Here is a 25,054-nt window from a genome sequence, read left to right as displayed (position 1 = left end):
AAGCAACATCCAAACAAACGAGGAGGATATATATGTTATCTAAATATACAATGGAATTGCTTAAAAAATACCGCTTTATCCTTATTATCGGGCTGCTGCTCATCATTAGCGGCTGTGGTGCGGCGAATGGAACGATTGACTCAGCGACACCAGGATTTTTCAACCATTACGTTGTATTCCCCATCTCTTATTTAATTCAACACATTGCGCAGTTTTTTAACGACAGTTTTGGCATGGCGATTATTGCGATTACCTTGCTCATTCGTCTGGCCCTGCTTCCGCTTATGCTTCGCCAATCCAAGAGCCAGCAGGTAATGAAGCAGAAGATGAGCGTCATGCAGCCGCAGCTTAACCAAATCAAGGAAAAATACAAAAATGACAAATCGCCTGAAGCGCAGGCGAATATGCAAAAGGAAACGATGGCGCTGTACGGCGAGCACAAGTTTAATCCGCTTGCCATTGGCTGCCTTCCGATGCTCATTCAACTGCCGATTTTGTCGGGACTGTATTATGCAATCAAAATGACGCCGGAGCTGGCGGAGCATTCCTTTCTCTGGTTCCAGCTCGGTGCGCCGGATCACATCCTGCCGTTTCTCGCCGCTGCTATCTATTATGTGCAGTTCCGCGTATCTCAAATCGGCATGGACCCTGCCCAGCAAAAACAGATGGCGCTGTTCGGTTACCTTTCACCGATCATGATGGGTATTTTCTCATTTACCGCACCTGCTGCTGTACCGCTTTATTGGGTCGTTGGCGGAGTGTTCATGATTTTACAAACCATGCTTTCGAAGCGGCTGTACCCGATGCCTATAACGCCAGTTATGCCAGTAGTAGAGGCTGTAGCGCCAACGCAGAAGAAAGCAAAAGGTAAAAAGCTTCCTGCAAAAACTTAAGCTCCATATACAATAGACGTTCCGGAGGCCTCACAACCCTCGGGGCGTTTTTTTTTTTATTTTCAGAGCAAAGGACAGCGCTGTAGAGAAATTTAGAATTCGATCCGGCTGAAGCCTCCAAGCGGAATGAAAAGTCGGGTACAGAGAAGTTGAGGAGCTGCATGGGACAGTTTTGAACGAAGTATGATACAATAAGTGTAAGGTATGGTTTGGCATGCGGACAGTTAAGTGTAAAAAGGAGGCCTTGCACGATGATTAAGCGTTATCCTGCGAACGAGCGGAACTTTTTTGATATTGGATGGTTGAGGGGCTCACGCAGCTTCTCATTCGGTGATTATTATGATCCGGATAACGCTCAGTTCGGCGTCATGCGTGTATGCAACGAAGATGAGATTGCGCCGGGCCGTGGCTTCGGAGCGCATCCTCATAGCGACATGGAGATTGTGACCATTGTGTTGAAAGGCCGCCTTAAGCATGAGGATAATTTGGGCAATATGGAGGTTACCTCTGCCGGGGAAATCCAGAGGATGACAGCGGGCTCCGGCATTGTCCATGCAGAATACAATGATTCAGAAACCGAAGAGGGACATTTTCTGCAGCTATGGTTTATGCCTCGCGAGCGCGGGCTGACGCCTTCCTATGAGGTGCATCGGTACGATCAGGAGAAGCTGGTCAATGCTTTTCTGCCGATTGTCACGCCGGAAGGGACGGACGGCACAGCGATGATTCATCAGGACATGTCGATTCATTTGGGCCGTGTTGAGGCAGGAAAACGCCTTTATTACAGCCAAAAGGCAGGCCGGCGTGTGTTTTTGATGCTGATCGAGGGCGCTGCCGACGTCAATAACATTAATATGATGGCGAAAGACAGCCTTCGTGCGGAGTTTGAACCGGAAATTCTGATCAAGGCGAAGGAAGATACATTCGTCATGCTCATTGATATGCCTTAAGGACGGAATTTTCTGCGCGAGGGGGAGAAAGCGATGAAGGAAACGTTACTAATCAAGCATGCGGTTGGAGGAAGAACCTTTGTAGATTCCAGCAAGTATGACGTTCATTATCACATTGAGCAGGCTGCTGATTTATGGGCATTCACGGTCACGACGCCGCCGGAGCTTGATTTGGGCAACCTGCTTGCGTGGAAGGAAGAGCTGAACGTCTTTCTTTTCCAAGAGCATGAGGATAAGCCAACGGTCAAAATTTGGTTCTACGTACAGGAACAATCCGTCAGCTTTCAAGCTGTTGAACGCAAGCTTGCGTTCAAGGCGAAAGCGATGATTGAATATATTCCACATAACTACGGCTACAAGCTGTAAAGCGGGGCCAAGCAAAAACGACTTCGTCGTCCTTCTGGAACGAGCGAAGAGCTTTGTCGAAGAATTCTAAGTGATAAGGATAAAACTTATAAATGCTTAGAATTCAAGGTGAAACGGCTGTCGCCGTCTTCTGGCGGTAATGCTAACGTTTCGCGGTGAAATATAAGCTAAGTATAAAGAGAAAGCTTATACTTTCTTATATTTTAATAAAATCGCCCGCTGCTGCATATACATCCTTTATGCGAATGAAGGACAGGGTGCCTTGGTTTATCTTATTCAGGCGTACCGATGATCAGATGTACAACGATTCAATGCTTGGGCTCGAGGCGGCTGGTAATCATTTGCGTTCAATTCCTATGTATGGAATTTCGTAATTTATCAAACGCTAGAAGCAGGAACAGGTTTATCATGGCAATAGCATGTCCAATTAAAGGAGGCGTTGACGATCTATAGTCGGAAAAAGTTTCAAGAGGAAGTCCCTGAGGTCAGCACGAAAATATGGGCTTGTACGAGTGATGTTTGCAATGGCTGGATGCGTGCAAACTTTTCGTTCGAGCAGTCGCCCACTTGCCTGCAATGCAATTCTCCTATGGAAGAATCGGAGAAGATGCTGCCACAACTCGTCAACTCCAATGATATAAATCGGGCGAAAAACAGCATTCCAGTAGCGGAATAAACCAAATAATCGAATTAGCCGAATATATGGCCGATTCAAGCAAAGGGCGTCCAATTGGGCGCCCTTTCTTTGAGCAAATCGATCAGGCTAAGGCCGCTGATCCCCACTAATGCTCTAATGTCCTAATGTACTAATGCCCTAATGCCCTAATGCCCTAATGCCCTAACGCCGTAACGCCCAAGCATTGACACCTAATGCGCGTTGTAATTATAATTGTTACAGAATATAAGCACGTAAATGGAAGATAGAAATGGAGAGACAATTTGATGAAACAACAGGTGTTGATTTCGAAGCAGCAGCCGACTTCCTCTGCACGCATAAGGATGGCGCTGCTGCTTGGCGCTTTAGCTGCCTTCGCTCCGTTATCCATTGATATGTATTTGCCGGCATTGCCGGAGCTGGCGAATTATTTTGGCGCTAGCGCCTCCATGGCGCAGCTGAGTCTGACAGCCTGCTTGCTTGGTATTGCAGTGGGTCAACTCATCATTGGACCTTTAAGCGATATTTATGGCAGAAAAAAGCCGCTTATGATTGGACTCATCGTATACGTTATAGCCTCGGTGCTATGTATCGTCGCGCCTTCGATTGAGACGTTCGTGCTGCTGCGGCTCGTGCAGGGCTTGGGCGGGGCAGCCGGCATTGTGCTGTCCAGAGCGATTGTACGGGATATGTATGACGGGCCCGAAATGACGAAGTTTTTCGCCTTGCTTATGCTGGTGAACGGGGTAGCGCCAATAGCAGCACCGATTGCGGGCGGACAAGTGCTGCAATGGACATCATGGCGCGGTGTTTTCCTTGTGCTTGGCGCCATTGGGGTTGTAATGCTGTTTGCGTCGTGGCTCGGGCTTAGGGAGACGCTGCAGGAGCAAAATCGATTAAAGGGTGGGCTGCAAAGCACGCTGCGCACCTTCGGTACACTAATCCGGGACCGCGTATTTATGGGCTATGCGCTTTCCCAAGGCTTTGTAACCGCGGCGATGTTCGCTTACATATCGGGCTCTCCGTTTGTACTGCAGGAGATTTTTGGCGTCTCGCCGCAGATGTTCAGTGTATGCTTTGCTATTAATGGTGTTGGCATCATTATTGCCAGCCAAACTGCTGGCAGGCTCGCTGGCAAGGTGAGCGAAACGAAGCTGCTCATCGTTGGGCTCAGCATGGCATCCATTGGCGGTGTCGCGCTGCTGCTTGTCATATTAGCTGATCTTGGGCTGATTGCCGTTCTTATTCCGCTATTCTTCGTCGTATCCAGCGTCGGCGTCATCCAGACGGCGAGCTTTACGCTGGCGATGCAAAGTCAAGGCAAAGCAGCCGGAAGCGCCTCGGCGCTAATCGGCTTGCTATCCTTCGTCATTGGCGCCATTGCTGCGCCGATGGTAGGTCTGGGCGGCAGCCACACGGCGCTGCCGATGGGCATCGTTATTGCAGCATCAAGCATCATCGCTGTGCTGTTCTATGTGTTTATGGCGCGTAGAGGGAGCGTGCGCTAGACGTCGGCCGGCGCAAAAACGACTATCCGAGCAAGTTATCGGATAGTCGTTTTATTTTTGCCGCTATTTTTCGAATCGTAGAGGGCTTGATCCGCTTCCTGGAAGCTCGCCTCTTTGGATTCGCCAGGGAGATGCTCGTGCAGGCCAATGCTTACGGTGACGGAATGATTGTCCATTTCGGCGATTTTGGTCTGGGCGATGGACACGCGAATTTTCTCAACGAGCGCAAGCGCCTTCTCCAGGCTCTCTTCATGGAGAATGAGTATAAATTCTTCCCCGCCATAACGGGCGGCAAAATCATCGGTTTTCAAGTGCTTTAGCAGCGTCGCAGCCATCTGTCTAAGCGTAATATCGCCAACCCAATGCCCGTAAGTATCATTGACTTGCTTGAAGTTGTCGATATCTATAATCGCGAGCTGGAAGTTGAACGGGTTAGCTTCTTGGTATTCAATGAGCTTTTCCACATATTCATGAAATGTTTTATGGTTATACAGATCGGTAAGCGGGTCGATTTTCGACATTCGATCCATCACGATATTTTTGATCAGCAGCTCTTGCTCGGATTTAAGCGTACGGTTGAGCGTGACAAGCAAGCCTCTCGCCCGATGTATAATTGCGAATCCTACTAGTGCTGTGGCAATTAGTATACCTGCGAAGAAGAAGGCATCGAGATCAGTAAATCCTTCATCATAATAATAAGAAAAATAAATATAAGATAGATAAAGCATCGAGACGAGCAAAGAAACAAATAAATAATAAGGCCGCAAAAATAACACCGTAATCAGCATTGGAAGCAGCAGCAGGGCGGGTGCCGTCAAAAGCTGGGCGTTTAAAAAAAATAAGAAGCTCATCGTAATGAGATGAGCGCCGATAATGAGTGCTTTCTCAATAAAGCGGCTTGCATAGCGGATAATGACTTCAAGGGACACCATAACGAGAAGCAAGAGGATGTTTTGTAGCAGGATGTCATATGAAAATAGTCGGTTTGAGAAAAAGGTTTCATCCGGCGCAGTATTTTGGAGAGCAAATATCGTGTATTGACAGGTAAGCGCTAGTATACATAATACCCAATACACATTGAGCATAATGCGATACCAGCTTGATGAATCATGGCGGGGTAATGAAGATAGACTGAACATATTTGCCTCTTTTCCAAAATGGTGCCTTCGTTAGATGGCTAGCTGAATAGCTTCGACAGACCATTCCTGCTATCCTGCAAATTCGACACTTATTCATGCGAAATTTAGAGGATTGCTGTTGAAAAATGCTTATTAAGGTAAAATGAACCTTGTAAACCCGTAAAATGGGCACAACTGTTTTCAAAATAAGGTATTGACAGCATTTACAAGCGGTGTTAAAGTGGCAGAAGATTAAACAACTTGAAAGGAGGATTATGACTCATGCGTAAATTTACTGCACATCTCACAACAGAGTTTGATTTTGTAAATAACAATTTAATGAGCGTAATCCATCCGTGCGTTAATTCTCTTTGATGAATAAGGGAGCTTTCCCATAAATCAAAGGCGTATGGTTGCGTTCGATGCAGCCGTGCGCCTTTTTCAATGCCTTCGACCCGCTAGAGGTCGATGATGCATGCGAAGGAAGCGTATCGTGTAACCGATGCGTTTCCTTTTTTTGTGGGAAAAATAAACGTTTGGATGGATATGGGGAGGTATCAAAGCAGCGCTATGTTTATCGTACTTAAGAAGCTTGGATGGTTTTTCAAAATGGATTGGAAGCGCTACGCGATAGCGGGCGTGCTGCTCATTTTGGTTGGCGTATTGGATATTATTCCGCCTTGGATGACGGGCTATGCCATTGATGGCATTTCGCAGGGATCACTTGCTGACAAAGAGTTTTATTTCATCATTGGCGGCTGGATTGCCATTACAATTGTAGGTTATATCATGTCCTATATTTGGTTTTATCAATTATTCGGCGGTTCCTTCCTTTTGGAGCGCATTATGCGTTCCCAACTGATGAAGCATTTTATGAAAATGTCGCCGACCTTTTTTGAGCGTAATCGTACTGGCGATTTGATGGCTCGGGCAACGAATGACTTGAAGGCTGTCTCTAACACAGCAGGCTTCGGCATATTGACGCTCATTGACTCGACCTTCTTTATGTTCACCATTCTCGCGGTGATGATTGCGACAATCAGCTTCAAGCTGACGCTTGCTGCACTGCTGCCACTGCCGCTTATGGCGCTGGCGATGAGCTATTTCGGCGGCAAAATTCACAGCCGCTTCATGGAGGCGCAGGATTCCTTCGGCGAGCTGAATGACCAGGTGCTGGAGGCGGTGTCTGGCGTGCGCGTCATTCGTGCCTTCGTACAGGAGGAAGCGAGCCAGCAGCAGTTCAGCCGCAAGACGGACGAAGTTTATGAGAAAAATATTGCGGTTGCCCGCATCGATGCGCTGTTCGAGCCGACGATGAAAATTCTTATCGGCCTCAGCTATTTGATCGGCTTATGTTATGGCGGCTACATGGTGTTCAAAAGTGAAATTACACTGGGCGAGCTGGTTTCGTTCAATATTTACTTGGGGATGCTGATCTGGCCGATGCTGGCGATCGGAGAATTGATTAACGTTATGCAGCGGGGCAATGCTTCGCTTGATCGGGTTAACGAATCACTAAACTACAAACCGGATGTAAAGGATGCTTCAGAAGTAGTTGCAGTGGAAGAGCCAGAGACGATTTCATTCCGTAAGGTGACCTTCCGTTATCCTTCGTCGAAGGTCGATAATTTGGTTAATGTCTCCTTTTCGATTCGCAAAGGCCAGACGTTAGGTATTGTTGGCCGCACAGGAAGCGGCAAAACGACATTGCTCAAGCAGCTGCTCCGCGAATATCCAATTGGACACGGAAATATTTCCGTCTCGGATGTTCCCATTGAGAAGCTCGAAATTCAGCGCTTGCTCGGCTGGATCGGCTATGTGCCGCAGCAGCCCGTGCTGTTCTCCCGTTCAATCCGCCACAATATATGGTTTGGGAAGAAGGGCGAGGCGAGCGAAGCGGATTTGCAGCGTGCGCTGGAACGGGCTTCCTTTGCGAAGGATATTCAGTTTTTGCCTGAAGGCTTGGAAACGATGGTCGGTGAGAAGGGGGTTGCCCTTTCAGGCGGGCAGAAGCAGCGTGTGAGTATTGCGCGTGCGCTCATCGCCGATCCGGAAATTTTAATGCTGGATGATGCGCTGTCTGCCGTAGACGGCAAGACGGAGGCGGAAATTATCGAGGGCATCCGCACAGAGCGTGCCGGCAAAACGACGCTTATTACGACGCACCGCCTGTCCGCGATTCAGCATGCGAATTGGATTATTGTGCTCGATGAGGGCCGCATTGTGCAGGAAGGCACTCATGAGGAGCTGCTGCAAGCGGGCGGCTGGTACAAGGAGCAATATGATCGCCAGCAGCTGGAGTCGATTATTGAGTCCTAATATACAACGTAAGAAAAGCAAAGGAAATGGGGGGCGCTAGGGACAATGGGCTTAACAGGTAAACGATTGTTTCAATACGCCATGCTATATAAGAAGCCGATTATTGGAGCTCTTGTGCTGCTGCTGTTAGCGGTAACCGCAGAGCTCGCGGGACCGTTCATTGCCAAGCGCATGATCGATCAAAACATACTTGGCATTGAGAAGACATGGTATGAGACGGCGAAGCAGGACAGCTTCGCGGTTGAGCATAATGGAAAATGGTACAAACGCGTGGATCACCTGTCGGCTGGAGAGCCGCAGGGTGATAGTGTGCGGATATTGCAGTCGGGAAGAACGTTTTATTGGCTTGAAGGGAAGCTGCCCTTCGAGGATGGAAAACGTAAGGTAGAGGGGCAGCAGATGACCCTTACAAGCAAAGCGACAGGAGAGATGGTTACTTTCCCTGTAACCGCCTTGTCCGCAAAAGAGCTGTTCGCCTTCTACAAGCCGGAAACACCGGGCATTATTAAGCTTGCGGCGCTTTATTGCGTGCTGCTGCTCATAGGCGGATTTTTGACTTATGGCCAAAGGCTGCTGCTGCAGACGTCAGCGAACAGCATCGTCCGCCGCATGCGTAATGATGTATTCGAGCATACGCAGCGGCTGCCCGTCAATTATTACGATACACTGGCCGCAGGTCAAGTCGTATCACGCATTACGAATGACACCGAGGCGGTGCGAGAGCTGTATGTTTCGGTATTGGCGAACTTTTTCTCAGCCATCATTTATATGTCGGCGATCTATGTAGCATTGTTCTTTCTCGACTGGCGTCTGGCGCTGTTCGCACTGCCGCTTGTGCCGCTGCTGCTCGTATGGATCAAGGTATATCGCCGCTTTGCGGCGCATTACAATAAGGTAATTCGAGCTAAGCTCAGCGAAATTAACGGCATGATCAATGAGGCCATTCAAGGGATGCCGATCATTCAAGCTTTCCGCCGCCAGAAAGAGACGCTGGAGGAATTTGATGAGCTGAATAATCATTATTTTAAATATCAAAACAAGCTGCTTCATTTAAATTCCATCACCTCGCATAATATGGTTCAGGTCATCCGCAACATTATGTTTTTGGTTGTCATTTGGATGTTCTGGGGCAATTGGTTCGGCACAGTGCTGCTCGTCGGTACGCTGTATGCTTTTATTGATCTCATGAACCGGATGTTCCAGCCGATTGTCGGCGTGGTGAACCAGCTCTCCAATCTGGAGACGGCACGCGTTTCAGCGGAGCGTGTATTCAAGCTGATGGATGAAGAAGGCATTGACGTTGCAAGCGGTAAAATCGAGCGTTACAAGGGCGAAGTGCAGTTCAAGGACGTGACCTTTGCCTATAAAAAAGAAGATTATGTGCTCAAGAACATTTCCTTCGTCGCTCGCCAGGGCGAGACGGTAGCGCTTGTAGGACACACTGGCTCCGGCAAAAGCTCCATTCTCAACCTGCTGTTCCGGTTCTATGACTTAAAGCAAGGCAGCATCTTAATTGATGGACGCGATGTGCGGGATATTCCGAAGCAGCAGCTGCGCCAGCATATGGGCATCGTGCTGCAGGACCCGTTCCTATTCACGGGAACGATCGCGTCAAACGTCAGTCTAGGCAACCCGGAAATTAGCCGGGAGCGGGTAGAGCAGGCGCTGCGCGATGTTGGCGCCTACGAGATGTTTATGCAGTTTCCCGGCGGCATCGATGCGCCGGTTATCGAGAAGGGCAGCACGCTGTCCGCGGGCCAGCGCCAGCTGATTTCTTTTGCCCGGGCGCTCGCGTATGACCCGGCGATTCTGATTTTGGATGAAGCGACTGCGAGCATCGATACCGAGACAGAGGCGATTATTCAGGAGGCGCTTGATGTGCTCAAAAAAGGGCGCACGACGTTCGTTATTGCCCATCGCCTGTCGACGATACGCCAGGCCGATCAAATTTTGGTGCTGGATCATGGCGAGATCGTTGAGCGGGGCAGCCATGATCAGCTGATGGAGCATAGCGGCAAATACTTCGCGATGTATCAATTGCAGCTGGGAGCGCCTGTAACGGCGTAGGGCTGAAAGCTTTATTTTCGAAAATGAGCATGGAGCAGGATCGTATAGGATGCAGGGCGGAGCTGATGAGGCTCCGTCTTTTTTTGTGCTTTTTTCTGAATAAATCCTCATGATTTTCAGGTAATATTCAGCTGGGTTTATAACTGAGCTAAGAATGGATGCCTATGATAGGAAATGTAAGGCAAATTCAACTGAAAGGTGGAATACAGTCATGAAGGGTACGAAAACGATCGTCGCAAGCGCAATTGCATTATCGCTGGTTTTAGGCGGAGGTGCGCTGGCCATACCGGCTATCCATGCTGCTTCAACGGATACAAACACGCAAAGCAATGCGGATGGAAGCGGAAAAACGCGTGAAGCAGGCAAGCACAGGGGCGGATTTTTCGGTTTTGGACAGTGGAAAACGCAGCTTGCTGAATATTTGAAGCTTGATGAAGCGACGCTGGGTGCGCAGCTCCAAACGCAAACGCTTGCCGAGGTCGCTTCCGCTCAGGGCGTAGACCGCGAGACGCTGAAGGCCAAGCTGGTGGAATGGATTGATGCAGCTGCTGCTGCTCGCCAAGAAAAGCTTCAAAGTGAAAATTCAGACAAGACGCTGGGTACGACAAAAGCAGACAAGCAATGGGATAGCTCGGCAATAGCTGATAAAATATTGGATTCGAATGGCCAAGCTGGCCTTGGCGGTGAAGGCGGCCAACGTGGCGGCGGCAAAGGAGGATTCGGCAAAGGCGGCTTCGCAAGCGAGGAAACAGCGGCCGTTATTGGTGTGACAGTCGATGAGCTAAAAGCAGAGCTGAAGGATGGCAAATCGCTGGCGACTATTGCGACTGAAAAAGGCGTAGACGTGCAAAAAGTGATTGACCAAAAGGTAGCGGAGGAAAAGACGCGTCTCGATCAAGCCCTCACGGATGGCAAGCTGACACAGGAGCAATATGATGAGAAAATCGCTGCCCTCACGGAGCGTGTTACCCAGTTTGCTAATGGCGAGTTCAAGAAGCCGGAAGGCGATGGGAAGGGACGTCTAGGCAAGCACGGGAAGCATAATGCGGCAGCAGAATCTACGGATGCAGCCGCAACAGCTTCTGCCGATCAAACAGCTTAATAAGGTAAACAGTGTAGGGCAAAACTTTGATAATAGGCTGTGTGAAGGTTCATAACAGGACCTTCACACAGCCTATTTGTTAATGAGGAATAGAAATTTATTCTTTTTGAATAAGTATTCCAGGGCGTGTATGCAAAAGTAAATGAATCAGATCATGATAGAAGCCAGCGATAAACGTATCGCGTCTCCTACTGGGAATGTCACACCTTCTGATTGAATCCTACGCACCGAAAGGCTACTTCATGCTCTTCGTTTCAAGGATCTACTCCCTGCACAAAGATAGACTTGGTGGACACAGCAGCCGCTATTTCAACCGGATTACGGGTTAAGGCACAGGCATCGGACTCAGGAGCCGCTAACGCGCTGCAAATGACCATTTTGCTGGGATGATAAGGGCAATAACGAATCTCCTGTCCGCTTACAGCTTGAAATCGGATCAAAAGACAAAATAGCGGAATCTCAGTCCTCCAAAAAAGGAATGAGCGTCCCAGGCTGCGGGGTCTCAGCAACAATCGCATGTTGCGGCTCCCCAGCCTTGATTCGTCAAAGGATGGAATGTGTCTTTATTTGATGAAAAGAAAGGATAAAATTGGAATGTGATGGTATAATTGAAAGGGCGTATTTTTCTTGATTTCCAAATCAAGTACTATTATTAATTTGTATGACGGATTGTGAAGCCGAATGCGACATCTTTGCTTTTTCCACTACCAGAAACGGCCGACCTTCTCCGTCGGATAAAAAAGCGGGGGATATATAAATGAAAATGTATAATTTAATATGGATTATATTGTTATGTTTGATAGGCTGTCAAACTGCAAATAAAGGGCCTCAAGAAGAGCAATCCTTAAAGGTGCTTGCCTTTAATAGTCAAGCTTTTAACCAAACCTACGGAAACTTTTTCTTGGCAACCCATCCAAACTACACATTAAATGTTGTGTCGATAATGGAAAGGCTTGAAAATAATAAAAATATAACAGACACTATTCAAGAGCTGATCTCCACAGAAAATCCGGATGTAATAGCAATTGATATGGACTCTTATGCCATTCTCTCTGATCAAGGCGAGCTATCCACTTTGGAAGGTTTTGTTCAAAAAGATAAATTTGATCTTACAACATATACCCCTGCGGTGATTGATTTTTTAACTGATGATCAAAATCAGTTGTATGGGCTTTCAGCAGCTTTTACAGGGAAAGCGTTGTACTATAACAAAAAGCTCTTTGATCAAAATGGCGTCGCTTATCCGAATGATCAAGTAACGTGGGATGATGTTTTTGAGTTGGCACAGCGGTTCCCCGGCGAAGAAGGTCAAGAAGATCGCCAGACGGGCTTATATTATAAAAGCATATCTACACCTTTTATGATGGCGCTAACTATTGGTGAAAGCAGTGGGTTATCCTTTTATAATCAGAATACCTTTACATTGAGCTCCCCTTCTTGGGAGAAAATATTTGACGGGGTCACAAAGTGTTTCAAGAATCAGGTTTGCTATGATGGAAGTCAAAGCGTAAGCAGCAACTCAACGGTAATTAGTGAAATGGAGAAACAGACCTACCCTTTCCTTGTTGGAAACATTGCGATGGCAATTGATGAATCGACCATGCTTCAGACATTAATGAAAAATAAAAATTCTGATAATCAGTTCGAATGGGGGGTTGTACCCTTTCCAGCTAGCCCAGAGAACCCTGGTATGGGGAATGGAATATACATGAATGCGATTTTTTCCATACCTAAAAACTCCAATAAAGTTGATCAGGCATGGGAACTTATAAAATATATTGCCAGCAACGATTATGGGAAGATTCTTCCTCAAATCAATGTTACAGAACTGCCCGCTAGGATTATTGGTGAAGAACAGGATGAAAACATAGCGGCATTTTATAAGCTTACTCGTGTAAATAACACGTTAATTAATCAATTTCGCGAACTTCCACTTCCACTAATATCTAAATTGGATGAAATTGCACCCACATATATGTCTGACATTGTCGCTAGTGACATAAGCGTTCAGGACGCATTAAAAGCATTCGAAGAAGAACTGAATGGGTCGCTAAGACAGGTGGATGCTAAATGAGGGTTTTGAATAAATGAGGATTATAGTAGCAATGTCGAAATCTCTCGGAAATGTCGAGGCCACTGAAAAACCTACCCTTCCCCGAAGATAGGAAGCAAACACATCAATAAAGACGACATTATTCGGAGCTTTGCGAATGAATGTCGTCTTTTTTAGCGTTAGCGTTGCTAGGTTGCAAGCTCCTTTTAGCTTATGAGCTTCAAAATTCGTTTCAGATTCACGGGAAATATCGCTATCGCTCCTTGTATTTCCTTGCCAATCGGATCGGTAGAGGTTTGTAAATGCTCCACACCGTACGTCCTGTTCAAGCACCGCAACTAACTGCTGAGATATGTAAAAGCAAGTCAAGAGCTAAATGGATGAAATTGATTGGTAAAAAATACTCTTGGAATCATTCTTTTTCGGAAAAGTTATAACATTTTTTGTTATAATAAATAATTATAACTAGACAATATTCTGTTTTTTTCGACAGTCATTTGCGAAGAATTTCTATTGGCTCAAACATAGTAATATATAATCTGAGTATTTGGATTTAGACATTAAAAATACTTAATTAAAATTGGAAAAATGGTTGACAGTTCCTTGAATTTGTAATAATCTTAATTATGAAGTTAATGGAAAAAATACTAAAAATATGTGGAGATGACTGATATTTCATTGTTGGTATGGCTCAAGTGGAGGCTGAAAATTCGTTGGAGAAACGAATGGAGTAAAATAACAATTAAATTTGTACTCATTCTATTTTTAGAATTATTTAAAATTTGTTTCAATCTTACTATTTACCTTGCTGTGATATTTATTTTTATTCTTCATAGCGACAATTTAAAAGAAGTAGTTACTTTTTTGAACAATGAAGAAATTGAAAATCTTATTAATGGAATTAGTGCATTAACTGTTCAAGAAAAAACGAACGTAATTTGGACAATTTTTTTCGTTCAATTTTGTATTTTTTCGATTTTTTCAGGTATTCAGGCTTCGAAATGGGAACTCAATAACGGTGATGATTATCTTTTTCAGAATGTCTTCTGGAATAATCAAGATAAGAAATTTATTTTGTTTTATGAACAGATGGTTTGGAATATTAAACGCTTATTTACAAGCCTGGTCCCCTTTTTAATCGCAATAATCGTTGTGACAAGGCCTTCATTTTTACAAGGTTTAGTTACATTTTTGATCATTATAGTTACATATATTATCCAAACACAGCTAATAGCTATCATTCATAATTACTTGACTATCAGGAAAACAAGAAATGAAAGATACTTTAACTATTTAATTATACAATCCTTAATATTGAAAATAGCCATTTTGACAGCTGGTTATTTTTTTGGGAAGGCAGTATCGCCTTGGATAAATACTTTTCCTATTTTAGGAAGAGTAATAAATCAAAAAGCATATGAGGAATGGCTATTCGAAGGGAGACGGATTTTACAACAAGGATTAAATTATATTTTCGACCTATTTCTTTGGAAATATTGGCCGCACAATTTCATGTCTCGAATAGCTGTTGCTAGCAGTGAATTAATCAGCTGGATATATTGGAGCGCATGGATTATTACGTCTATATTTGTTTTATTTCTATTAGCTAGAATGGCTGAAAGGCAAATTTCTACGAGAGTTATTGAAAAACCAATTTGGCTGGAAAAAATGTTTTTGGTTCTTGCAAAAGGACTTGTTCGGTTGAATAAACAAATCATCATTGCACGAGTTAAAGTTTTTTGCCGGGATTCCTATACGCTGCAGCGTGCTTCCGGATTGTTTGGGGGAATGTTGATTTGGGGGTTAATTGGGGTATGTAGTTCCTTAATCAGATATACGGAATCGGATAAAGTCTATTATTTAGTAACAACTATGGTTTCATACATAATCATATTCCAGTTGTCTGCGCTATTGTTCGATTCGTTTCTGGGGCATTTTTCTTTGGACAGTGATGGAAAAAAACTTTCGTTGTACTTATCATCAGGCCAAACCATATGGAACTTGTTTATGCAGAAACTCCAATTATTTTTAATTATTTCTTTACCGCAATTTGTTTTGTGCGAGCTTGTGTTTATTATCCTTGGAGGTCATGCAGGATATTTAATGATGATTTTTGTTCATATCGTTAATTACTTATGCTTCGCGGTCGTCCATCAAATAGCTGGCTTTATCAGTCCGCATTACAATTTCATCAATAAAGAGCAGTTAGATGAGTTTGCAGACAGGACAACAGTGAACACGATAGTTAGAATGTGCATGCTTAGTTTTGTTATTCCTTGTCTATTGCTGCCGTTGGCATTTTATATTGCAGATTATATGGATAAAACGTCTTTTCTCATTATCCAGTTTGTCATTTCTCCAATCACGATACTAGCAGTATTGATAGGAAGCTTGTTTTATGTCAAAAGAAAGCACGACCGTCGGCTTTATATTGATGATTTTAATTTATAAAAAAATAGGTGAGTATCATGAGCTTGCAATTGTCTAATGTTAATAAAGTAATGAATGAGAAGACGATCGTGTCTGATTTGTCTTTAACCGTTCCTAACGGGAAAATAATCGGGTTTCTAGGGCCGAATGGTGCTGGGAAGACGACAACCTTGCATATGGCAGCGGGGCTAATGAAGCCAACGTCAGGAGAAATCTTAATTAATGGAATTTCTATACATGAAAATTGGAAAAAAGCAAAGAGTCAAGTATCAATAATTGCAGATTACCCGCTATTGTATGATGAATTGAGCGGGATGGAATATATTAAATTTTCAATGGAATTATTCGAGTTGAAAATGACAGATAGTCAGCTAGCAGCGGAAATTGAGAGATTTCGGTTTACAGAAGAAATTCCCAAGAGAATCAAACACTATTCGCTTGGCAATAGGAAGAAGCTAGCGTTACTTGTCGCATTATTGAAGCAACCTAAAATATTATTATTGGATGAGTACATATCGGGGTTAGATCCGCATAATTCAATATTGGCCCGTGAAATATTTATTGATTACGCTGCTAAAGGAGGAGCTGTTTTGCTATCAACGCATCAACTTGAGATTGCCGAGAAATTTTGTGACGAAGTAATCTTAATTAAAGAGGGGCGTTTATTAGATAAAAGCAGCTTATCCGAGGTGTTGGAACAAAGCGATTCTTTAGAACAATACTATGTGTCTCAAATCAAGACATAAAGGAGAATTCATATGAGTAAAGCAAAATCGAAAAATACAAAAATACTGATATATATTATGATCTTATTGTTGGGATTACCGCCTCTGGGGCTGCAAATTTACCAAGGCCATTGGTTATATGCATTATTTTTGATTGTTTGTATCGTAGTATTGATGGGTTTGTCCGGAAGGACCTTTAAAGACAAATAAGGATCAGACAGCTAATGGCTATGAAGGGAGGTGAGAAATATGTTGGAATTATTGGTTGCTAACCTGGCTGCTTATGCAGGTATATCTACTGCATGGGCTACAGTTATCGTTACCGCGATAAATGCTGGAGCCACTGTTGTCGCACTAGTTTCGATTTTTGCTTCTGCTGGAATCAGCGCAGGCCTTATTGTTGCTATTAGAACAGCTACGATGAAAATGACGACTAAAGCTGCAGTTGCATGGTAATTAGGGTTACCATGCGCGGCTAACAACCTTTTTCGAGTTGGGGTAAGATAAATGATTTTTTAATTTATCTTACCCCATATTTTTTAGTATGTAAAGTATGGTGAAAAATCTTGAAAATAGAAAATTTGAAATTTCAATATTTTTTTTGGGGTGCTTTTTTCTTTTTTTTAATGGGAGCAGTGAGCGGGAGCATCGTTGTTTATTCTATGCATGATAAAGACTGGTTAGAATCCTCTGAAATTTTAGTGAACCATAAAGAAGGATTTGAAGCTTCTCTTGGTATCTTTATGCGTAATATCGGTGTTGCTGTGATTTTGGCATCCGGTTTATTTCTATTTGGATTGCCTACTCTAATCGTTTTATTCATTAATGGGCTTTGGATAGGGACTGTTATTGCTAGCAGGCTAGCAGAAGGCGTCTCATTAGCCACCCTTCTATTAAAGCTGCTTCCGCATGGTGTGCTTGAACTGCCAGCATTATTACTTGCGGGTGCTATTGGTTTAAAAGGATTTATTTTTTATTATGAATCAAAGAAAGATTGGCGTTTTTACTTTAGGATGACGGGATGGATCATATTGATGTTATCAGTCGCTGCATTAATAGAGGGTTTTGTGACCTCGGCAGTTAGATAAAGGCTATAAGAAAGCATAAATTAGGAGTGAGCGTGGTGAGCATTAATCAAGCTTCAATTACACCGGAAAACGCAACAAAAAAACAAAGCTTATTTGATCTAATTAAAGTTGTATATTCTCCAGCTGAAGTATTAGGTACAATACAGCCTACATATCGCATGAAAGGTATTATATTTGTTTTTTTTATTTTGTATTATGCCTTCAATTATTTTGTATCCAATAAGCTCATAATGACGGACGAAGTACAGAAAATACTTGGAGAAAGTGGCTTGGAAATGCCAGCCTCTGTTATGCAATTGATGCAAATCATTACAACCTTTTTTTCGACCATTATTGCATTCGTGATTCTGTTGGTCACATTTGTTTTATTGCGTATTAGTACGAAACTATTTAAATTATCATTTAGTAAGAAACAGCTTTTTTTGGTTTTATTATATGCGCAGGTACCTATTTTAATTGGCAAGGGATTGAAATTGGCATTTATGAATTGGGGAGATTTAAGTTTGTCTAGTCCTGTTTCTACCGGGACGATTACCAATTTGGGATTGCTTGCGAGTCAGATCACCACCAATGAATTTTTAATCAATTTGTTATCAAGCATAGATTTGTTAGAGGTGTGGAGCTATTTTTTAATTGGATTAGGAATTTCATTTATTGGTCATACGACGATGAAAAAAGGTGTGTTATCATCCTTTGCAATATGGGGATTTTTATTCGTTATTAATGTCGTTGTTGCACTGATTTAGAGGAGGGGATTCGCTACGGCATCATGAAACGAAACAGGATTGTTATAGTCGTAAGCCTTATTATAGCTGGGATTATTGCAGGGAATATCTTTATACTTAATAGAACCGGAACTTCTCATTCTGAAATGATCCATGTGGATACGATAAAGGCGGCCGCGCAACCCATATCAGAGACATTAATGGCTTCGGGTATTGTTATCGCTAATGAAAAAGCGGAAATCTACAAGGACACTACCAAGGGAGAAATTAAAAAATGGCATGTTGAGGAAGGTGCCCAGGTTGAAAAAGGGGATCCTTTATTTGAATATTCCAATGATGAATGGCTCCTAAACCTTGCGCAGCTAGAGAATCTCCAAAGCAGTCTGCGGCTCACTCTGCAAGAGAAGCAAGAAAATTTAAATGAAATAGAAAGCGAGTTTAGGCAGGAGCTAGCAGAAGGAATTGATGTGGAATTAGCTAAAAAAAATGCTGAAAAAAAGATTTCAGCGCGCAAACGTGAAATCCAATTTACAGAGCTGGAAATAGAGAGTAACACGATGAAAATGGCGGCTTTGAAAAAAAAGGAAGCTGTTTTTAAAGTTACAAGCCCAGTGGCAGGCATGGTTAAAATAAATAATCCAAAGAATATTCTTGAATATCATTCTGAAGGACCGCTGATGAAAATTATAACTGCTCAACCGCCGGCAATAAAAGGGATATTAACTGAGTTTGATGCAACCAGTGTTAAAGTTGGTCAAGCGGTTAAAATCCATGCTAAAGCAATGCCTGAAGAAGAATGGTTGGGGGTTGTCGAAACGCTCAGCTTTACTCCCATTCAATCTATGGATGGCCAATCCAGTGCGGTAACCTCTTATCCTTTTCTAGTCTCAATAAAAGACAATGACAAGGATTTGCCAGAGGGTTTTCATGTATCTTTGGAAATTGAGTTAAACACGAAACAAAATGTTGTTGCTATACCTTTTGATGCAGTGCTTGTTGAGAATGATAAGAATTATGTGTATGTTGTCGAACAGAATAGAATCCGTAAGCGAGAAGTAAAACTTGGCCTAATAGATGACAGCTGGGAAGAAGTTGTATCTGGCATTCAAGTAGGGGAAGCAGTGGTTAGAAACCCTCAGGCGGATTGGATCGAAGGAATGGAAGTGAAATGGAATGCTGTCCCTTAACAATGTCCATAAATCCTATTTGTTAAGTTCAAATGAAGTTCCTGTATTAATGGATATTAATCTTTCCATTGAGTCTGGTGAATTTGTAGCGATCATGGGAGCCTCCGGGTCTGGAAAATCAACATTAATGCACTTATGCGGGCTTTTGGATTTGAAATTGATGTCAGGTGACTATCATTTTTTTGGCCATAATGTATTTTCTCTTAGTGAAAATGCACGAGCACGGCTGCGCAATCAGTACATTGGATTTGTATTTCAACAATTCCATCTGCTTTCTAAACTAAGCGCGATTCTTAACGCTGAGCTTCCATTGGTATATTCAGGAGTGAGCAAACGTGTGCGGAAAGAAAAAGCACGGGCAGCTCTGCATAAAGTGGGTTTAGGAAATCGGGAGGATTATTATCCCAACCAGTTATCAGGTGGACAGAAACAAAGAGTAGCTATCGCAAGGGCGATTATCAATGACCCAAAAATTATTTTTGCTGATGAGCCAACAGGAGCATTGGATTCTAAAACGAGTGAGCAAATAATGGAGCTGTTTGCGATGCTGAATAAAGAGGGAAGAACGATAGTGATGGTAACCCACGATAATCATGTAGCAGCATATGCGGATAGAAAGATTGTACTGAAGGACGGGGTAATTATTGATGATAGAAGAATAAAATCATGTTAATAAAGGAAAGTATAATAATGGCTTTCTCTGCCCTATACGCACATAAGTCAAGGTCAGTGCTTACAATGCTTGGAATCATTATAGGTGTAGCTTCCGTTATAGCTATTGTGGCGATTGGTGAGGGAGGAAGTGCATCCCTTAAAACTTTTTTTGTAGGAAACGGAAATAATACATTAGAAATCGTATATCAATCTGTAGATGAAGAAGGAAATATTCTCTCTGAAGAACCGGGTGAACCGGCTTTTAAAGAAAATGACGTGCTAGCTTTGGAAAAAATCCCTGAAATCGAAAGGGTTATCGCTAATAATAGGACCTCTTCTACTTTAAATTACCTTGATAAGACATTAATGGTTCAGTTGAATGGTACATCTGAATCTTATTTTAGTTTAAATCAAACGGAGTTATTATCAGGCCGTAACATTGCAGCCAGAGAGTTTGAAAAGGCCCGCAAGGTAGCGCTTATTGGCGAGGAAACGGTGAAACGCTTAGATCCGAATAACGCTATGGTTGGAAAAATTATTGAACTGGAAGGTACAGCATTTAAAGTGATTGGCACGTTTAAGGAGCAAAAAAGTATTTTTAATATTGGAGCGTATCAGATCCTGATTCCTAATGCCGTTTGGCCATCTTTATTTGGCGAAAGTAAAATAGATTCGCTGACCATTCAGGCTCGAAGTGCAGAGGTTCTGCAATTGGCAGGAGAAGCCTCAGTAGAAGTGCTGAACTCTCTGAATCAGGAAAAGCATGGTCGAGGGGAATATATGGTTTTAGATATGCAGGAAATTCAAGATTCAGTTGCATCTATTACGAGAATTATGACAGCGATTATAGGTTCAGTAGCCAGCATTTCCTTGTTTGTCGGGGGCGTTGGTGTCATGAATATTATGCTCGTTTCGGTGACGGAACGGACAAGGGAAATTGGAATTCGCAAAGCGTTGGGTGCAACAAGAGGGAACATTCTGCTGCAGTTTTTAATTGAATCGGCGGTTTTGACTACCTTTGGTGGAATTATAGGGATAGGATTGGGAGTTGGCGGAGCAAAGCTAATCTCGCTAGTTACGAATTTGCCATTATTCGTTCCCATGTATGTGATCGTTGGCGGTGTTCTATTCTCGATGCTGATTGGCATCGTTTTTGGAATGCTTCCGGCTAATAAGGCGTCGAAGTGGGAGCCTATGGATTCTTTACTGTTTGAATCCTGAAGCAATAATTTTAATCTCTAAACGAAGACCGTACGTTTAAATGATTCCTGAAGCCCATGCGATTGCGCACGGGCTTATTTGATTTAGTGTTTTACTTTTTTTATAAAATCAACTGCTTGACGCTTTCGGGTGGTTTTTGATATAGTTCTATCAGTGAACTATTTCATTGTAGAACCTTTTAAAGAGAGAGCATAAATGGAAAGGAGGAAGTGGGATGGTAGATCAAAAGCTGTTGCTGGACATTATTGCGCGGTATGAGGCGACCTATTTTGCCGTCAATCGTCAAATAAACAGCTTGTTCCGGGAAGCGATGCCGGAGGGGCTTACGGTCGAGCAATATTCGGTGCTTCGTTATTTGCGGACGCAGGGAAAGACGAACTCGTCCGAGCTTGCGGATACATTTTGCGTGGGACGTAGCTCCATTACGGCACTAACGACACGTTTATTCGATAAACAGCTCATTGAACGGCAGCAGGACCCGAAGGACAGGCGAGTTACCTATTTGAAGCTTTTGCCGGCGGGTGAGCAGCTGACCGATCAGTCTGAATTGAAAATTCAAGAGATGCTGGCCTTGCATATCCAGCATTTTGATGAGCAGGAAGCACTGCAGTTTATTACTACCTATGAGAAGCTGGCTAAAGTTATGTCTGGCACGCACGGGATAGAAGGAGGAGAAACAAAGCAATGAAGACGGTAATAAAACTAAGATGGGTACTCATGCTTGTATGGCTGCTTGTCACAGTCGGTTTAATGGTGAGCGCGCCGAATATGGAAGGGCTCGTTCGTGAGAAGGGGCAAGTGTCTGTTCCGCAAGGGTATTCTTCTACGATTGCCGAGAAAATGATCGAGGAGATTGGCGGAAAGGATGCCGGAAATGGCTCTTCCACCGTGCTTGTGTTCCATGATCCGGAAGGCTTATCCGATGCGGACTTGGCAGCCGCCAAGCAAGGTGTGGAGAAGCTGAAGGCTGGAAAGGAACAGTATCATATTACCTCGATTACGACGCATTTTGATACGGAAGAGCTTAAAAAACAAATGCTGTCGGAGGATGGCAAGACGCTGCTTGTGCTTGTGAAGGTAGACACATCCAGTGGTGATTTGTCGGGAATACGAGAGGGGCTGTACAGCGCCGTTTCGGATGTTCCATTGACGCATTACTACACAGGCGGCTGGATTATCGGTGACGATGTCGCGACAAGCGCACAAGAGGGCTTGAAGAAGACGGAGTTTATAACCGTTGGCTTTATTTTGATTATATTATTCCTAGTGTTCCGTTCGGCCGTAGCGCCGATTGTACCATTACTGACGGTGGGCTTTACTTATTTGCTATCCCAATCCATCGTCGCGTTTCTTGTGGAATATTTTGACTTTCCACTTTCGAACTTTACGCAAATTTTCCTAGTTGCTGTTCTATTCGGAATTGGTACGGATTATTGCATTCTGCTGATCAGCCGCTTTAAGGAAGAGCTGGCGCATCGGGGCGGAGATATTCAGGAATCGATTTTGGCAACCTACAAAACAGCGGGCAAGACAGTATTGTTTTCTGGTCTTGCGGTATTTGTTGGTTTTGCCTCTATCGGCTTTTCAACCTTCGTGCTGTATCGTTCGGCGGTTGCAGTAGCGATTGGCATCGCGATTTTGCTGATTGCCTTGTTTACGATTGTTCCGTTTTTCATGTCGGTGCTTGGCGCTAAGCTGTTCTGGCCATCCAAAGGCTCGCTTGAGCATAAGGAGAGCGGGCTCTGGGGAGCTGTTGGCAGCTTCTCGCTGCGCAAGCCGCTGTGGGCACTGGTTGTCGTTATGGTGCTGACGGTTCCTTTTCTAGTGGCGTACAAGGGCAATGTTTCCTTTAACTCGCTCGATGAAATTGGCGACAAATATGATTCGGTTAAAGCATTTAACCTCATTTCGGAAAGCTTCGGGCCTGGTGAATCGCTGCCTTCTACGGTTGTGGTGAAAACAGCGGTACCGATGGATACAACGGATGGACTGGCGGCCATTGAGCAAATTACCCGTGAGCTTTCGAAGGTTGAAGGTGTAGCGCTTGTTCGCAGTGCGACCCGCCCAACAGGCGAAGAGCTTGACGATTTAATGGTATCTGATCAAGTAGGTACGCTGAAGGATGGCCTCGACAAAGGCGAGGAAGGCCTTGGGAAAATAAGCAGCGGCCTTGCTGAAGCCAGCACCAAGCTGAGTGAAAACGGGCCAAAGCTTAATGAAGCGGCGGAAGGCGCAGGCAAGCTCGCTGCGGGAACGAAGGATTTGAAAAGCGGCATTGTGCAGCTTGGAGATGGCTTGAAACGCATTCAGCAAGGGCTGAATGATGGCTCCGCTGGAGCAGGTGAGCTTGCTGAAGGCTTGAAGCAGGCGAAAGCTAGCGCTGATCAATTGGCAGCGGCCAGCAAAGAGCTATTGATGAACTATGAGAAGATGGAAGCGGGCGTCGGCCAGCTGTCACAAGCCTACGGCGGCATTGCGGCTGGGCAGCAGCAGTTGGCAGGCGGACTTGCGGATCTTCACAAAGGCATTAGCGGCTTAGGCGAGAAGTACCCTGAGCTGGCAGGCGATGCTGATTATGCGCAGGTATTAGGCGCAGCTTCCCAAATGGAGCAGTCAGCGAGCATGCTCAGCGAGCAGCTGACGCAAATTAATGGACAACTGGGCGGCATTAATGAAGGGCTGAAGCAGGCGAATGCGGGACTTTCCCAAGCGTCAGCTGGCCAAGGCGAGCTTGCAAAAGGTTTGGAGAAGCTGGCACAAGGCATTTCCCAGCTTCAGCAGGGCATCGCGCAGGCCGCGGCTGGCCAAGGCCAAATTGTAACGAAGGTTCCTGACATAACGAAGGGGGCTGACCAACTGGCAAGCGGGCAATCCGAATTGCAAGCAGGCTTTGCCGATTTGAACGGCCAGCTCAGCCAGCTGACGGACGGACTTGATCAAAGCGTGGATGGCATTACGCAGGTTAGCGACGGGCTTGGGTCAGCGAAAAACTATTTGAGCGAGCTTGGTTCCTCGCCAAACAAACAAATGACGGGCTGGTTTATTCCAGAGGAAGCAATCGTGAAGCCCGAATTCCAGCAGGCTCTGGATGTGTATATGTCCGAAGATCGTATGAGTGCTAAATTCGATGTCATTTTCAGCGGCAATCCGTATGATATGGCGACAATGGAAAAAATCGACGATTTGAAAGCCGCAGTTGGCCGTGCTATTCAAGGCACCGCCTATGCACAGGCGGACTATGAAGTAGGCGGAGTGACGAGCTCCAACCATGATTTGAACAATATTTCGAAAGAGGACTATTCTCGTACAATGATGCTGATGCTGATCGGCATTACGATTATTCTGATCATCTTGTTCCGCTCTATTGTTATGCCGCTTTATTTGATGGCATCACTTTTGTTGACCTTCTATACCTCTATGGCGATAACAGAAGTGATTTTCGTCCGCTTGCTCGGCAACTCGGGCATCAGCTGGGCGGTTCCGTTCTTCGGATTCGTTATGCTGGTCGCGCTGGGCATCGACTATAGCATTTTCCTAATGGACCGTTTCCGGGAATATCGCGATCTTTCGCCGACCCAGGCGATTTTGAAGGCGATGAAGAGCATGGGAGGCGTCATTATGTCGGCAGCCATTATTCTTGGCGGTACTTTTGCAGCGATGCTGCCTTCTGGGGTTATGTCCCTGCTGCAAATTGCGACACTCGTATTGTGTGGACTATTCATGTACGCACTCATTATGCTGCCACTGTTCATTCCAGTCATGGTGCGCATGTTCGGCAAAGCCAACTATTGGCCGTTTATGAATGAGAGCGAGCACGAGGTTCGTTATTCACCGACGAAGGATATTTCGCATCATTCTTAAGATTAAGCTATGAACCATTCACTAAGCCTCCTTATCCATCGGATAAGGAGGTTTTTTTTGTATTGGCGGCAGAGAAATTGCTATTTTGGCAGATGCAGCGGGTGGCTCCTCGTTCAGAATGCGTTCAGAGGC

The 25,054-nt window shown here is 44.5% G+C and carries 20 protein-coding genes; 19 read left to right on the top strand and 1 reads right to left on the bottom strand.

Annotated elements, in window-relative coordinates:
- Nucleotides 1–32 precede the first annotated feature (32 nt).
- From yidC to AC50YG_RS18195, 5 genes are all read left to right on the top strand, one after another.
- The gene (yidC, locus tag AC50YG_RS18215; RefSeq protein WP_473757259.1) at nt 33–893 is read left to right on the top strand and encodes a membrane protein insertase YidC; all 861 of its coding nucleotides are present in this window, start codon (nt 33–35) and stop codon (nt 891–893) included.
- 251 nt (nt 894–1,144) lie between these two features.
- The gene (locus AC50YG_RS18210; RefSeq protein ID WP_473757258.1) at nt 1,145–1,843 is read left to right on the top strand and encodes a pirin family protein; all 699 of its coding nucleotides are present in this window, start codon (nt 1,145–1,147) and stop codon (nt 1,841–1,843) included.
- A 33-nt stretch (nt 1,844–1,876) separates the two neighbouring features.
- Nucleotides 1,877–2,209, top strand: a complete 333-nt coding sequence (locus tag AC50YG_RS18205) for a hypothetical protein (protein ID WP_341280041.1) — start codon at nt 1,877–1,879, stop codon at nt 2,207–2,209.
- Between the two features lie 439 nt (nt 2,210–2,648).
- Nucleotides 2,649–2,885, top strand: a complete 237-nt coding sequence (locus tag AC50YG_RS18200) for a cold-shock protein (protein ID WP_445933771.1) — start codon at nt 2,649–2,651, stop codon at nt 2,883–2,885.
- 266 nt (nt 2,886–3,151) lie between these two features.
- Nucleotides 3,152–4,372, top strand: coding sequence for a Bcr/CflA family multidrug efflux MFS transporter (locus AC50YG_RS18195; RefSeq protein WP_494828383.1), 1,221 nt, complete (start codon nt 3,152–3,154; stop codon nt 4,370–4,372).
- Nucleotides 4,373–4,407: 35 nt separating this feature from the next.
- Here AC50YG_RS18195 and AC50YG_RS18190 read toward each other — a convergent pair whose 3' ends face one another.
- The gene (locus AC50YG_RS18190) at nt 4,408–5,511 is read right to left on the bottom strand and encodes a GGDEF domain-containing protein (RefSeq protein ID WP_494828381.1); all 1,104 of its coding nucleotides are present in this window, start codon (nt 5,509–5,511) and stop codon (nt 4,408–4,410) included.
- Nucleotides 5,512–6,060: 549 nt separating this feature from the next.
- On the opposite strand from AC50YG_RS18190, the gene AC50YG_RS18185 reads away from it, so the two are divergent.
- The 14 genes from AC50YG_RS18185 to AC50YG_RS18120 all read left to right on the top strand — a co-directional run bounded on the left by AC50YG_RS18185 (nt 6,061) and on the right by AC50YG_RS18120 (nt 24,922).
- The gene (locus AC50YG_RS18185) at nt 6,061–7,809 is read left to right on the top strand and encodes an ABC transporter ATP-binding protein (RefSeq protein WP_473757288.1); all 1,749 of its coding nucleotides are present in this window, start codon (nt 6,061–6,063) and stop codon (nt 7,807–7,809) included.
- A 45-nt stretch (nt 7,810–7,854) separates the two neighbouring features.
- Nucleotides 7,855–9,876, top strand: coding sequence for an ABC transporter ATP-binding protein (locus tag AC50YG_RS18180; protein WP_494828379.1), 2,022 nt, complete (start codon nt 7,855–7,857; stop codon nt 9,874–9,876).
- Between the two features lie 211 nt (nt 9,877–10,087).
- Nucleotides 10,088–10,978, top strand: coding sequence for a hypothetical protein (locus tag AC50YG_RS18175; protein ID WP_494828377.1), 891 nt, complete (start codon nt 10,088–10,090; stop codon nt 10,976–10,978).
- Nucleotides 10,979–11,735: 757 nt separating this feature from the next.
- Nucleotides 11,736–13,052 carry an ABC transporter substrate-binding protein gene (locus AC50YG_RS18170; protein ID WP_494828375.1) on the top strand — a complete coding sequence of 439 codons (1,317 nt, stop codon included), beginning with the start codon at nt 11,736–11,738 and terminating at the stop codon, nt 13,050–13,052.
- Nucleotides 13,053–13,895: 843 nt separating this feature from the next.
- On the top strand, nt 13,896–15,482 hold the full coding sequence (locus AC50YG_RS18165; RefSeq protein ID WP_494828373.1) for a hypothetical protein: 1,587 nt from the start codon (nt 13,896–13,898) through the stop codon (nt 15,480–15,482).
- 17 nt (nt 15,483–15,499) lie between these two features.
- Complete coding sequence (locus AC50YG_RS18160) at nt 15,500–16,207, top strand: ABC transporter ATP-binding protein (RefSeq protein ID WP_494828371.1); 708 nt, start codon at nt 15,500–15,502, stop codon at nt 16,205–16,207.
- A gap of 228 nt (nt 16,208–16,435) precedes the next feature.
- The gene (locus tag AC50YG_RS18155; protein ID WP_473757250.1) at nt 16,436–16,642 is read left to right on the top strand and encodes an uberolysin/carnocyclin family circular bacteriocin; all 207 of its coding nucleotides are present in this window, start codon (nt 16,436–16,438) and stop codon (nt 16,640–16,642) included.
- A gap of 110 nt (nt 16,643–16,752) precedes the next feature.
- On the top strand, nt 16,753–17,274 hold the full coding sequence (locus tag AC50YG_RS18150; RefSeq protein WP_494828368.1) for a stage II sporulation protein M: 522 nt from the start codon (nt 16,753–16,755) through the stop codon (nt 17,272–17,274).
- A gap of 35 nt (nt 17,275–17,309) precedes the next feature.
- Nucleotides 17,310–18,020, top strand: a complete 711-nt coding sequence (locus tag AC50YG_RS18145) for a hypothetical protein (RefSeq protein ID WP_494828366.1) — start codon at nt 17,310–17,312, stop codon at nt 18,018–18,020.
- A 23-nt stretch (nt 18,021–18,043) separates the two neighbouring features.
- Nucleotides 18,044–19,186, top strand: coding sequence for an efflux RND transporter periplasmic adaptor subunit (locus AC50YG_RS18140; RefSeq protein WP_494828364.1), 1,143 nt, complete (start codon nt 18,044–18,046; stop codon nt 19,184–19,186).
- A complete protein-coding gene (locus AC50YG_RS18135; protein WP_494828362.1) occupies nt 19,173–19,859 on the top strand; it encodes an ABC transporter ATP-binding protein in 687 nt (228 codons plus the stop codon). The genes AC50YG_RS18140 and AC50YG_RS18135 overlap by 14 nt, the downstream gene beginning before the upstream one ends.
- On the top strand, nt 19,853–21,061 hold the full coding sequence (locus AC50YG_RS18130; RefSeq protein WP_494828360.1) for an ABC transporter permease: 1,209 nt from the start codon (nt 19,853–19,855) through the stop codon (nt 21,059–21,061). The genes AC50YG_RS18135 and AC50YG_RS18130 overlap by 7 nt, the downstream gene beginning before the upstream one ends.
- A gap of 214 nt (nt 21,062–21,275) precedes the next feature.
- Nucleotides 21,276–21,749 carry a MarR family winged helix-turn-helix transcriptional regulator gene (locus AC50YG_RS18125; RefSeq protein ID WP_473757244.1) on the top strand — a complete coding sequence of 158 codons (474 nt, stop codon included), beginning with the start codon at nt 21,276–21,278 and terminating at the stop codon, nt 21,747–21,749.
- Entirely contained in the window at nt 21,746–24,922 is a 3,177-nt protein-coding gene (locus AC50YG_RS18120) for an MMPL family transporter (protein ID WP_494828354.1), read from the top strand. The genes AC50YG_RS18125 and AC50YG_RS18120 overlap by 4 nt, the downstream gene beginning before the upstream one ends.
- The last annotated feature ends 132 nt before the right edge of the window (nt 24,923–25,054 follow it).

Source organism: Paenibacillus sp. J31R34 (genome assembly GCF_059383715.1).
Note: the sequence above shows the minus strand (reverse complement) of the source record. Positions and strands in the feature narration are given on the sequence as shown.

What these genes read in the sequence shown, in the direction of transcription:
- AC50YG_RS18175 (WP_494828377.1), top strand. Translation starts at nt 10,088, where the DNA reads ATGAAGGGTACGAAAACGATCGTCGCAAGCGCAATTGCATTATCGCTG.
- AC50YG_RS18135 (WP_494828362.1), top strand. Translation starts at nt 19,173, where the DNA reads ATGCTGTCCCTTAACAATGTCCATAAATCCTATTTGTTAAGTTCAAAT.
- AC50YG_RS18120 (WP_494828354.1), top strand. Translation starts at nt 21,746, where the DNA reads ATGAAGACGGTAATAAAACTAAGATGGGTACTCATGCTTGTATGGCTG.
- AC50YG_RS18130 (WP_494828360.1), top strand. Translation starts at nt 19,853, where the DNA reads ATGTTAATAAAGGAAAGTATAATAATGGCTTTCTCTGCCCTATACGCA.
- AC50YG_RS18205 (WP_341280041.1), top strand. Translation starts at nt 1,877, where the DNA reads ATGAAGGAAACGTTACTAATCAAGCATGCGGTTGGAGGAAGAACCTTT.
- AC50YG_RS18185 (WP_473757288.1), top strand. Translation starts at nt 6,061, where the DNA reads ATGTTTATCGTACTTAAGAAGCTTGGATGGTTTTTCAAAATGGATTGG.
- AC50YG_RS18125 (WP_473757244.1), top strand. Translation starts at nt 21,276, where the DNA reads ATGGTAGATCAAAAGCTGTTGCTGGACATTATTGCGCGGTATGAGGCG.
- AC50YG_RS18210 (WP_473757258.1), top strand. Translation starts at nt 1,145, where the DNA reads ATGATTAAGCGTTATCCTGCGAACGAGCGGAACTTTTTTGATATTGGA.
- AC50YG_RS18155 (WP_473757250.1), top strand. Translation starts at nt 16,436, where the DNA reads ATGTTGGAATTATTGGTTGCTAACCTGGCTGCTTATGCAGGTATATCT.
- AC50YG_RS18195 (WP_494828383.1), top strand. Translation starts at nt 3,152, where the DNA reads ATGAAACAACAGGTGTTGATTTCGAAGCAGCAGCCGACTTCCTCTGCA.
- AC50YG_RS18190 (WP_494828381.1), bottom strand. Translation starts at nt 5,511, where the DNA reads ATGTTCAGTCTATCTTCATTACCCCGCCATGATTCATCAAGCTGGTAT.
- AC50YG_RS18160 (WP_494828371.1), top strand. Translation starts at nt 15,500, where the DNA reads ATGAGCTTGCAATTGTCTAATGTTAATAAAGTAATGAATGAGAAGACG.
- AC50YG_RS18180 (WP_494828379.1), top strand. Translation starts at nt 7,855, where the DNA reads ATGGGCTTAACAGGTAAACGATTGTTTCAATACGCCATGCTATATAAG.
- yidC (WP_473757259.1), top strand. Translation starts at nt 33, where the DNA reads ATGTTATCTAAATATACAATGGAATTGCTTAAAAAATACCGCTTTATC.
- AC50YG_RS18140 (WP_494828364.1), top strand. Translation starts at nt 18,044, where the DNA reads ATGAAACGAAACAGGATTGTTATAGTCGTAAGCCTTATTATAGCTGGG.
- AC50YG_RS18170 (WP_494828375.1), top strand. Translation starts at nt 11,736, where the DNA reads ATGAAAATGTATAATTTAATATGGATTATATTGTTATGTTTGATAGGC.